At 65.5% G+C, this 9,420-nt stretch carries 12 protein-coding genes; 2 read left to right on the top strand and 10 right to left on the bottom strand.

What is annotated here, in order from left to right:
* Positions 1–14: 14 nt before the first annotated feature.
* From ACYJP6_RS06745 to ACYJP6_RS06765, 5 genes are all read right to left on the bottom strand, one after another.
* Positions 15–1,148 carry an MFS transporter gene (locus ACYJP6_RS06745; protein WP_459474267.1) on the bottom strand — a complete coding sequence of 378 codons (1,134 nt, stop codon included), beginning with the start codon at positions 1,146–1,148 and terminating at the stop codon, positions 15–17.
* Positions 1,149–1,169: 21 nt separating this feature from the next.
* Positions 1,170–1,952: a DeoR/GlpR family DNA-binding transcription regulator gene (locus ACYJP6_RS06750; protein ID WP_459474268.1), complete on the bottom strand. Its 783-nt coding sequence runs from the start codon at positions 1,950–1,952 to the stop codon at positions 1,170–1,172.
* Positions 1,953–2,008: 56 nt separating this feature from the next.
* On the bottom strand, positions 2,009–2,899 hold the full coding sequence (locus ACYJP6_RS06755; protein WP_459474269.1) for an EamA family transporter: 891 nt from the start codon (positions 2,897–2,899) through the stop codon (positions 2,009–2,011).
* A gap of 157 nt (positions 2,900–3,056) precedes the next feature.
* Positions 3,057–3,455 (bottom strand): DUF3140 domain-containing protein, encoded by a 399-nt coding sequence (locus tag ACYJP6_RS06760; protein ID WP_459474270.1) that lies wholly within the window; start codon positions 3,453–3,455, stop codon positions 3,057–3,059.
* Positions 3,452–3,970, bottom strand: a complete 519-nt coding sequence (locus ACYJP6_RS06765) for a hypothetical protein (RefSeq protein ID WP_459474271.1) — start codon at positions 3,968–3,970, stop codon at positions 3,452–3,454. Before ACYJP6_RS06765 ends, ACYJP6_RS06760 begins: the two co-directional genes overlap by 4 nt.
* Before the next feature lie 121 nt (positions 3,971–4,091).
* Here ACYJP6_RS06765 and ACYJP6_RS06770 point away from each other — a divergent pair, with 121 nt between their 5' ends.
* Both ACYJP6_RS06770 and ACYJP6_RS06775 read left to right on the top strand, forming a co-directional pair.
* Positions 4,092–5,027: an alpha/beta hydrolase gene (locus ACYJP6_RS06770; protein WP_459474272.1), complete on the top strand. Its 936-nt coding sequence runs from the start codon at positions 4,092–4,094 to the stop codon at positions 5,025–5,027.
* Positions 5,028–5,145: 118 nt separating this feature from the next.
* Positions 5,146–5,610, top strand: coding sequence for a hypothetical protein (locus ACYJP6_RS06775; RefSeq protein WP_459474273.1), 465 nt, complete (start codon positions 5,146–5,148; stop codon positions 5,608–5,610).
* Between the two features lie 41 nt (positions 5,611–5,651).
* Here the strand turns inward: ACYJP6_RS06775 and ACYJP6_RS06780 are convergent, their stop codons facing one another.
* The 5 genes from ACYJP6_RS06780 to birA form a co-directional block, all read right to left on the bottom strand.
* Positions 5,652–6,944, bottom strand: coding sequence for an MFS transporter (locus ACYJP6_RS06780; RefSeq protein ID WP_459474274.1), 1,293 nt, complete (start codon positions 6,942–6,944; stop codon positions 5,652–5,654).
* A gap of 99 nt (positions 6,945–7,043) precedes the next feature.
* Complete coding sequence (locus tag ACYJP6_RS06785) at positions 7,044–7,502, bottom strand: DUF3301 domain-containing protein (RefSeq protein WP_459474275.1); 459 nt, start codon at positions 7,500–7,502, stop codon at positions 7,044–7,046.
* A 28-nt stretch (positions 7,503–7,530) separates the two neighbouring features.
* A complete protein-coding gene (locus ACYJP6_RS06790; protein ID WP_037006863.1) occupies positions 7,531–7,710 on the bottom strand; it encodes a hypothetical protein in 180 nt (59 codons plus the stop codon).
* On the bottom strand, positions 7,707–8,459 hold the full coding sequence (locus tag ACYJP6_RS06795; RefSeq protein ID WP_459474276.1) for a type III pantothenate kinase: 753 nt from the start codon (positions 8,457–8,459) through the stop codon (positions 7,707–7,709). The genes ACYJP6_RS06790 and ACYJP6_RS06795 overlap by 4 nt, the downstream gene beginning before the upstream one ends.
* Positions 8,449–9,396, bottom strand: a complete 948-nt coding sequence (gene birA, locus ACYJP6_RS06800; protein WP_459474295.1) for a bifunctional biotin--[acetyl-CoA-carboxylase] ligase/biotin operon repressor BirA — start codon at positions 9,394–9,396, stop codon at positions 8,449–8,451. Before birA ends, ACYJP6_RS06795 begins: the two co-directional genes overlap by 11 nt.
* Positions 9,397–9,420 lie beyond the last annotated feature (24 nt).

A 9,420-nucleotide genomic window follows, 5' to 3' on the forward strand; every position in this document is an offset into this window, starting at 1 on the left:
TCCCTGAATAGACATCATGGCTTGCGCTGGCGCAGTGCCAGGAGCGCCACCGCCACTCCGATCAGGGTCAGCAGCAGCAGGCTGCCACGCAGCCCCACCTGCCCGGCCACGGCGCCGATCAGCGGCGGACCTAGCAGGAAGCCCAGGTAGCCGGCGGTGGCGGTCATGGCGATACCGGTGGCCGGGGTCTCGGCCACCTGCCCCGCCGCGCTGAAGGCCGCCGGCACCACGTTGGAGAGGCCCAGCCCGACCAGGGCGAAGCCCAGGATCGCCGTCCAGGGCGCCGGCAGCAGTACGGCCACGGCCAGCCCCAGGGTCGCCAGCAGCGCGCCGCCGGAGATCACCTGGGGGCCGCCGAAGCGCCGCCGGATGCCATCGCCGCAGAGGCGACCGATCAGCATGGTCAGGGAGAAGGCCGCGTAGCCGAGGGTCGCCACCACTGGCGTCGCCCCGCCCACCTGGTCCAGGTAGACGGCGCTCCAGTCGGTCATGGCGCCTTCCAGCATCAGGCAGCCCAGGGCGATCAAGCCCAACGCCAACACGCGCCGATCCGGCAGGCGCAAGGCATGGCTTACCGGGCTGCGATCCCCCTCGTCTAGCGCTAGGGCAGCCGGCAGCGCCAGGAGCAGCGCGACCAGGGCCGCCGCCAGCAGCACCAGCAGCGCCGAGGCGCCCAGGTGCAGCACCAGCGCCCCGAGCCCCGCGCCGAGGAAACCGCCCAAGCTGAAGGCGGCATGGAAGGACGACATCAGTGGGCCGTCCCAACGGCGCTCGACATCGCTGGCATGGGCGTTCATGGCCACGTCGATCAAGCCATTGCAGGCGCCCAGCAGCAGCGCGGCGGGCAGCAGCCAGAACAGCGACGGCGCCGCCCCCGGCCAGCTCAGCACCGCCACGAAGGCCAGGATGCTGCAGCGGGTGAGGCGGCCGGTGCCACCCAGGCGCGGCACCAGCACCCCGGCGAAGGGCATGGTGAGCATGGCGCCCAGGGCGACGGCGAGCAGTACCAGGCTGAGCTGGCCGTCCCCCAGCGCCAGGTCGCGCTTCAGCTCGGGGATAGCGGCGGCCCAGCCGCCGATTCCGCAGCCATTGGCGAGAAAGACGGTGAAGGTGGCACGGCGTTGGCGGCGCAAGGCGGCAGTGGTCATGGTGATCCTTGCAGAAGAGGACTAGCGGTCGCGAGTGGCCTGGTGCAGCTGCAGCCCGGCCGCCCGATAGGGTTGCAGCCGCTCCTCGCCCAGGTCGGCCGCCACCACCAGATGGTTCACCCGGTCGAGGTCCAATACGTGATAGAAGGCCACGCTGTCGAGCTTCTCGGCGGTCACCGCGACGGCGACCTCGCTGCTCTGCTCCGCCACCGCGGCCTTGAACTCGGCCTCTTCCAGGTCGAAGCCGGTCACCCCGGTTTCTAGTGCCAGGGCGCAGGTGCCGAGGAAGGCCAGGTCCGCCCGTACCCCGCGCAGATCGCGCAGCGCCCGCGCGCCCAGGCAGGCACCGGACTCCGGCACCGCCAGTCCCCCGATCATCAACACCCGGATGCCCTGGCGCTGCAGCAGCGCCGTCGCGATGACCGGGGCATTGGTGGCCACGGTCAGGTCAAGATCGACCGGCAGGGCCTGGGCGATGGCCAGGTTGGTCGAACCCGCATCCAGCAGCAGCAGTTGCCCCGGCTGTGCCAGCGCCGCCGCTGCCTGTCCCAGCGCCTGCTTGGCCGCCTCGTCCTCCCCGATGCGGGTCGGTAGCGCCTGTGGCGGCATCAACAGCGAGAGCGCCCCGCCATACACCCGCCGACAGAGCCCCTGTCGCGCCAGTTCGCGCAGGTCGCGCCTGACGCTGTCTTCGGAGATGCCCCAGGTTACGGCGAGCTCGGCCGACAGTACCCGGCCATGCTCACGCAGCAAGGCCAGGATGGCGGCCTGGCGTTCTTCGGGAAGGTGGATGGCTGCATTCATGCTGAAACTCCAAGAGGATCAGCAAATCATGCATAATCAAATAGAAACATGCAACATCATGCATTGCGTGAGACGTTGCTCCGGGCATCCAACCAGCGCCCACCAAAGACGTTGATCAGCAGGCCGAGCATGACCGCCAGGCCGCCCAGTTCCTGCTGGGTGGTCATCTGCTCACCCAGGAGTATGGCGGCCGAACTCAGTCCCACCACCGGTACTAGCAGCGAGAAGGGCGCCACCTGGCCGGCCGGATAGCGCGACAGCAGCCGGCTCCAGATGCCATAGCCGAGCAGCGTGGCGATGAAGGCGAGATAGACGATGGCGAAGAGGGAATTACCCGACAGCGAAGACAGCGCCGCGGCCATCCGCTCCGGTCCTTCGAGCAACCAGGACAGGATGAAGAAGGGAATGGGCGGAATCAGGCTGCCCCAGACCACCAGGCCGAGCATGTCGACCTTGCCGATCTTCTTGGTGACGATGTTGCCCAGCCCCCACATCGCCGCTGCCGCCAGGGTCAGCAGGAAACCGGCCAGGGTCATGGTCACCCCGTGCTCGGTACCGATCAGCAGCAAGCCCAGCGCCGCCACCGCCAGACCGACCAGGCTGGCACGGCGTACCCGCTCTCCCAGCAGGGTGGCCGCGAAGGCCAGGGTGAAGAACGCCTGGGCCTGCAATACCAGCGACGCCAGGCCCGCCGGCATCCCCACGTACATGGCCGAGAACAGGAAGGCGAACTGGCCCAGCGAGATGGTCGCACCGTAGGCCAGTAGCAGCCGCCAGGACACCTGGGGCCGGCGGACGAACAGAATGGCCGGGAAGGCCGCCAGGCAGAAGCGCAAGGCGCCCAGCAACATCGGCGGCACGCCATGCAGGCCGAGCTTGATGACGACGAAGTTCACCCCCCAGGCCAGGATGACGACCAACGCCAGCAGCAGATCCCTGGGTGACATGCACGACTCCTCGAAACATCAGACCAATTGATAGGCTGCTACCCTACTCCCCCTGGCCCTCCCAGCGCCGTCACAGTTGCTCATGAATTCGCCCGCACAGCTCGCCAAGTGCTTGCTGGCAAAAGAAAACCGCAGCCTGGGCTGCGGTTCGTCGCGATCAGGCACTGCGTTTGTCCCGCAAGGGATCGTGCCCCCAGTTCATCAGCGACTTGCGCCAGCGGGAGTCCTCGATATCGCCATCCGGCCGTTGCTTGAGGTGCCGATGTACGTAGCCGATGACCTTGCGCATGGCCTTGTAGTCATCCTCTTCCAACTCGGCCTGGCGCTTGCCCTTCAGCTCCAGGATACGCTCGCCCATGGCATGACCGACCGCCTTGCCATCGTTGGCGGCCTTGACCTTCTTGCCACCCTTGGTCATGCCCACGCCCTTGCTGGTGTCACCGCTGAGCCATTTGCGCAGCTGGCTCGGGGTCATGTTGACCACCTGCTTGAACTCGCTGCGTACCTCTTTCTTGTCGTCTTTCTTGTCGTCGTTGGAAGCCTTCTTGGTGCTCATTTTTCACCTGCCTTTTGCAACGCCTTCACCAGTTCGTCCTTCTTCATGCGCGACCGGCCGCGAACCTCACGGCGTGCGGCGCGCTTCATCAATTCGTCCTTGGTGAGAGCGGCCAGACCCGACTTGCGCGCCGCCGCCGTCTTGCGCGCGACGTCGGCCGGCTGCTTGGAATGCTGCTTGCCCCGGCGCGTATCACGACGCTTCTGCTGGGTGGTACGCTCGTACTCTTCCTTGCTCAGCGACTCGCGCGCCTTTTCCGGCAGGTAGCGTTCCCCAGTATCCTCGGACTTCTTGCCGGAGCGGGTATCCCACTTCTCGTCGGTCCACTGCTGGAGGTGGTTGTCCTTGCCCTTGCCGCCCTGGTATTCACCCCCGCGTTTCTGGTACTCCTGGGACGCCAGCTGCGCCTTGCGCGCCGACCACTGACCGGGCTTGCCGCCCTTGTCGCCCTCGGTAATCTCTTTCTTCACCTTTTCCCAGAGTTCGGGATCGCTCTTCTTGGCCGTGGCACTCATGGCTCACCTCAAGTTGGGGTCATTGTGGTCGCTGTCCTAGGGATGACTGTGCAACCGAAGCGGGGGTTCGCCCAAGGCGACGAACGCCCCTGTCCCGCCCCTCCCCGTACCTGAGACGCCCATGTCGCTTGCCACCCTGCTCCGCCGCCGCTGGATCCCGCTGCTCTTCGTCACCCTGTTGCTGGGCGTCGGCGTACCCTACGGCTGCTCGGAACTGGCCTATCGCGAACGCCTGTGGGTGTTCAGCATCGAGCCGGGCAACGCCAGCTGGTTCACCGGCGTTCCCGAAGGCGTCCGCCAGTTCAACATCCCGGTCAGCAGCGGGCTGACCGGCACCGACTACCTGCACGCCTGGTGGTGGCCCTCGCGCCACCCGGATGCGCCCGCGGTGCTCTATCTGCACGGCACCCGCTGGAACCTGACCGCCCAGGTACGCCGGATCGCCACCCTGCGCCAACTGGGCTACTCGGTGCTGGCCATCGACTATCGCGGCTTCGGCGAAAGCCCGGGCGAGCTACCCTCCGAGCGCAGCGTCTATCAGGATGCCCAGAGCGCCTGGCAACAGCTGCAGAAGCTGCAACCCGAGGCGAGCAAGAGATACATCTATGGCCACTCCCTGGGCGGCGCCGTGGCGGTAGATCTGGCCTGGCGCATCGCCCGCGACGGCGATGCGGACGGCGACTCCCCCGGCGCGGCCGGTCTCATCATCGAATCCACCTTCACCACCCTCGCCGATGCCGCATCGGCGGTGATCGACACCCGTTTTCCCTTGCGCTGGCTGATGTCGGAGAAATTCGACTCCCTGGCCAAGATCGCCGACATCCACCTGCCGGTCCTGATCGTCCACGGCAGCGACGATCGCTACGTCCCGCCGCGCTTCAGCGAAGCCCTCTATGCCGCGGCGCGACCACCCAAACGCCTGTTGCTGGTGCCCGGCGGCACCCACTCCAACAGCATGGTGATAGGGACACGCGACTATGCCGAGGCCTTGCGCCAGCTGTTCGGTGATGCCCAGATAACCCGCGAAAACGCAGGGGAATCATCGACAGGAGGCTAGGCGTTTCGCTCAGGCCATCGACGGCGATGATAGTGACTATCTTGCCAGTCTATTTTTTCCTGGCCGTCCTCATCGGGATACTGAACTCACTCCAGAACAGTTCCCCAAGGACACCACCATGAACCTGCGTATCGCTTTCGGCTTCGCCCTGACCGCCCTGGCCCTGAACACCTTCGCCCAGGACTTCACCTTCACCCCGAGCGCCGCCACCCAGGTCGCCGAGGAATCCAGCCAACGGCCGCTGGGCCACCTGATCAAGCAGCAGCAACAGCGTCTGCAAGACCGCACCCTCGCCGAGGAATCGAGCCTGCGCCCCCTGGGTCAGGTCATCAAGCAGCAGCAACGCCAGCTCCTGGAACGCCGGATCGCCGAGGAATCCAGCCTGCGCCCCCTGGGTCAGGTGATCGAGGACCAGCAACAGCGCCTTGGCAATGACGAAGTGGCCGAGGAATCCGGCCAGCGTCCCATGGGTCGCCTGATCGAACGCCAGCAGCATCGCCTGCAGGATCGCTTCGTCGCCGAAAACGGTTCGGCCCAGACCCTCGACCGCCTGATCAAGGCTGCCCAGACCCGCCAGGCCTGAGCCTTACCGCCCCTTCCTGCCCGGCCTTGCGCCGGGCTCGCTCAACGGGCCTTGTCGCTGCCCGGCCCGATGCTGGCGGGTGCTTCCACCACCAGCTCCTGAGGCACCTCGTCGATCCGCGGATCCAGCGCTGCCGCCATCGGACTCACCGTATCGGGCATCGCCACGTGATGCAGGGGCGCCGCCTCCAGCCGGTGCTCGCCACTGACGAAACGAGGTTGCACGAAGACGATCAGGATCACCGCATACGCCGAGGTCAGCACATAGAACATGCCCGGCCCGAAGTGCTCCATGGCCGCGCCGGCCAGCAGCGGCCCGATGCAGGCGCCGACGCCATAGGTGGTCAGCAGCATCGCCGACAATTCCACCCGCCGCTCGGGCTCGACATGGTCATTGGCAAAGGCCGTCGCCAGCGGATACAGGGTGAACAGCAGCATCCCCGACACGAATCCCGCGGCCAGCAGCCAGGGATAGGGCAAGGTGATCAGCCCCCAGAGGGGCACCGCCGCCAGGCACAGCAGTACCGCATTGGCGCGGATCAGCTTGCAGCGGTCGAGGCGATCCGACAGCCAGCCCAGCGGCCACTGGGCACAGAAGCCCGCGACGATGCACAGCCCGACGTAGAAGCTCGACTGCGCCGTATCCAGACCACTGCGACTGGCGAATACCGGCGCCAGGCCATAGAAGCCCCCCACCAGCAGCCCCGCGGTGAAGATGGTCACCAGCGATTGGGGCACCCGCTGCCAGAAGAAACGAATCTCCAGCGGCGCCGCCACCAGCTTGGCCGGGTGCACCCGGCGCGTCATGGCCAGGGGTATCAGGCAGGAGGCGAAGCAGATGGCCACCAGCAGCAGCGGCTTGTAATCCAGTTGCGGATGCCAGGCCAGCAGCGCCTGGCCAATCACCAGGCCCAGGTCCACCGCCACCATGTAACCGGCGAACACCTTGCCACGCTGGTGGTTCTCCGCCTGCTCGTTGAGCCAGCTCTCGATCACCATGTACTGGTTCATCATCACCACACCCATGACGAATCGCAGCGCGATCCAGACGTTCAGGTCATCGACCAGGGCATGGATGAGCACCGTGACCGTCGCCGCACCGGCGCAGGCCACATAGGAGCGGATATGGCCGACACTGGCGATCAACCGATGGCCGAACTTGCCGCCACACACCAGTCCGAAGTAATAAGCCGCCATCAGGGCGCCGGTCCACATATCCCCCGCCCCCTGTTCGGTCAGTCGCAGACCGATATAGGTGGTGAAGAGACCGGAACCGGCCAACATCAGTAGCGTAGCGAAATAAAGCGCAGGAAAGGTAACGAGAGGGCTGAACATCAGGGATCACATGGCAGGAAGCGGAAAGCCAAAACGGACCAGCGCCGGCTGATCGTCGGGACTCCGAAAGGGAAGGTTTAGGAAGGAAACGCCAAGGGTTTACTCCGGCTCTTGCCGCCGGTTGTTCTCGGTACGCTGGCGCTGCCGCCACTGGTCCAGATAGACCACCTGGCCATGCTCGGGCTTGGCCTGGTAGGCAGGGGCCGAAGCCACCACCGAATCCGCCGCCGGGCGTTCGACCTCGGCCACCACGAAGGGGGCGAACTCGACCTTGGCCAGCGTCTTGCCGAACAGGGCGAGCGAGGCATCGAGCCGCTCCTCGCCCGTCACGGTGAATTCGAAGGAGAAGAGCCGTGCCAGTCGCTTGCGACCCTTGGCATCGGCCAGCCAGCGCAGACGCGAAAAGGCCACCGCGCCATCGAGCAACGTCACCTTCCGGCGTCGACACTCCTGCTCCGCCAGCAGCAAGGCCCGCTCGCGGATGCCGCGGCCATGCCAGAACCACAGGCCAATGCCGACCGCACCCAGCAACAGGCAGAGATTACCTAGCGTCAGCATCTTCGCTCCTCATCGAAGGGTACCGCCGTCACTGACGCCGCGCAGCGTCACCAGATGCCGTCTCGTTCAACAGGCGAATGTTCTCACGCTCGCCTTTGTACAACGCCAGAGGGGCGATTTCCTTACCCAGCAAAGGCACCTGTTGTTGGTGCCAGATGTAGTAGAAAACGTTCAGTACCACCAATAGCAGAAACAACCAACGCATCATTCGTTCTCGAGCGGACACGCCAAAGCCAATCCAGCAAACACCATATCGGGCACGATCCGCGCACCTGGAACGACATGTTTGACCAGTTCCGCGTCACCCCCGGTCAGGAAGACCTCGCAACCTTCGGCGAACATCTCCTGCGCCAGTTCGTACTGGGTACGGACGAAGCCCTTGAGCATGTACAGACAGCCACGCTCCACGGCCTCGATGGTCGTGCGTCCCGGCGCCTCGTAGCGTTCACCACTGGCCCAGTGTGGATCGTAGCGGATACGGCGGGTATGGGTCTGCAGTTCCCGACGCATCAACGGAATCCCCGGACAGATGAACCCTCCCTGGTGCTCGCCCTGGGCATCGACCAGGTCCGAGGTGACCGCGGTGCCCAGATCCAGCACCACGCAGGCCTTGCCTTCGGCCAGCTGGACCGCCGCGAGGATCACCAGCCAGCGATCCATGCCCAGCCGCTGGTGATCACGGTAGCCATTGCGGACACCGTTCCACACCTCCACCGGCAGGGCCTGGTGACAGGGAATGCCGAAGGTGGCGGTCAAGCGCTCCTTGAGCTGCTGGGTCTCTTCGTCACTGCGGACACTCACCAGCCGGCAAGCCGCCACTGGCGGGGTATCCGGCTGGGACAGGGCAGCCACCAGGGCATCGTCACTGTCGACGATACCGGTGGCGACCACGTCGGCAGCGGTATCGAGCAGCCGCCACTTGATCAGGCTGTTACCGCAATCGAGTTCAAGAATCATGATCTAGGCTCAGGCTCAACTCGCCACCACTGAACGCCTGCGTCTGCCCGTTCACCCGCATGAGAATAGCCCCATCTTCGGCAACTCCTTCCACTGTGCCCTGGATACAGCGAACCCCCGAAGACAGGGTTACCGCTCGACCTTGCCAGCCATGATAACGCTCCCACTCATCGCGCAGGGCAGCGAATCCCGCCTGGCGATGAATCTGCCACAGGCCATTGATCTCCTGCAGCAGCAGACTGGCGACTTCATTGCGATCCTGCAGCCCGCCAAGCGCCTCCGCCATGGAGATCCACGGCTGGTCGATGTTGTCGGCCAGGCGCATGTTGACGTTGATGCCGATCCCGATGATGGCCTGGCAGCTGTCCTGGGGATCGCCCGACAGCTCGATGAGAATACCGGCCAGCTTGCGGCCGCGGACCAGGACATCGTTGGGCCACTTCAACCAGGCATCCTCGACCCCCAGCCGCTGCAGAGTACGGATGACCGCCAGCCCCATGGTCAGGCTCAGCGCCTGCAGCTTCTGAATGCCACCCTGGCTGGAGACCACCGCCGTGAGATAGAGATTCTTGCCATAGGGGCTGACCCAGGCGCGGCCACGACGGCCACGCCCGGCTTGCTGGTGCTCGGCGAGCAGGACGAAGGGCGGCGGCTCGTGCTGCTGCAGGCGACGTTGCGCCTCGGCATTGGTGGAATCGATGGACGCCAGGACCGCGACGGGCCAACCACCCTGCCGGGCGATCCGCTCGGCATCGAGTAGCGACAGCGGCTCCTCCAGGCGGTAACCGCGGCCCGGTACCTTGAACACCTCGACCCCGAAGTCCTCTTCGAGGGTCTTCAGCCGCTTCCAGATGGCGCTCCTGGAGACGCCCAAGGCTTCACCGAGCTCGACGCCCGAATGAAACTTTCCATCACTCAGCAGGTGCAGCAACGGCATGCTCGAACTCCGTTCGACTTTCTT

It is taken from the genome of Pseudomonas sp. No.117 (assembly GCF_054558395.1).

What these genes read in the sequence shown, in the direction of transcription:
- ACYJP6_RS06745 (WP_459474267.1), bottom strand. Translation starts at nt 1,148, where the DNA reads ATGACCACTGCCGCCTTGCGCCGCCAACGCCGTGCCACCTTCACCGTC.
- ACYJP6_RS06750 (WP_459474268.1), bottom strand. Translation starts at nt 1,952, where the DNA reads ATGAATGCAGCCATCCACCTTCCCGAAGAACGCCAGGCCGCCATCCTG.
- ACYJP6_RS06755 (WP_459474269.1), bottom strand. Translation starts at nt 2,899, where the DNA reads ATGTCACCCAGGGATCTGCTGCTGGCGTTGGTCGTCATCCTGGCCTGG.
- ACYJP6_RS06760 (WP_459474270.1), bottom strand. Translation starts at nt 3,455, where the DNA reads ATGAGCACCAAGAAGGCTTCCAACGACGACAAGAAAGACGACAAGAAA.
- ACYJP6_RS06765 (WP_459474271.1), bottom strand. Translation starts at nt 3,970, where the DNA reads ATGAGTGCCACGGCCAAGAAGAGCGATCCCGAACTCTGGGAAAAGGTG.
- ACYJP6_RS06770 (WP_459474272.1), top strand. Translation starts at nt 4,092, where the DNA reads ATGTCGCTTGCCACCCTGCTCCGCCGCCGCTGGATCCCGCTGCTCTTC.
- ACYJP6_RS06775 (WP_459474273.1), top strand. Translation starts at nt 5,146, where the DNA reads ATGAACCTGCGTATCGCTTTCGGCTTCGCCCTGACCGCCCTGGCCCTG.
- ACYJP6_RS06780 (WP_459474274.1), bottom strand. Translation starts at nt 6,944, where the DNA reads ATGTTCAGCCCTCTCGTTACCTTTCCTGCGCTTTATTTCGCTACGCTA.
- ACYJP6_RS06785 (WP_459474275.1), bottom strand. Translation starts at nt 7,502, where the DNA reads ATGCTGACGCTAGGTAATCTCTGCCTGTTGCTGGGTGCGGTCGGCATT.
- ACYJP6_RS06790 (WP_037006863.1), bottom strand. Translation starts at nt 7,710, where the DNA reads ATGATGCGTTGGTTGTTTCTGCTATTGGTGGTACTGAACGTTTTCTAC.
- ACYJP6_RS06795 (WP_459474276.1), bottom strand. Translation starts at nt 8,459, where the DNA reads ATGATTCTTGAACTCGATTGCGGTAACAGCCTGATCAAGTGGCGGCTG.
- birA (WP_459474295.1), bottom strand. Translation starts at nt 9,396, where the DNA reads ATGCCGTTGCTGCACCTGCTGAGTGATGGAAAGTTTCATTCGGGCGTC.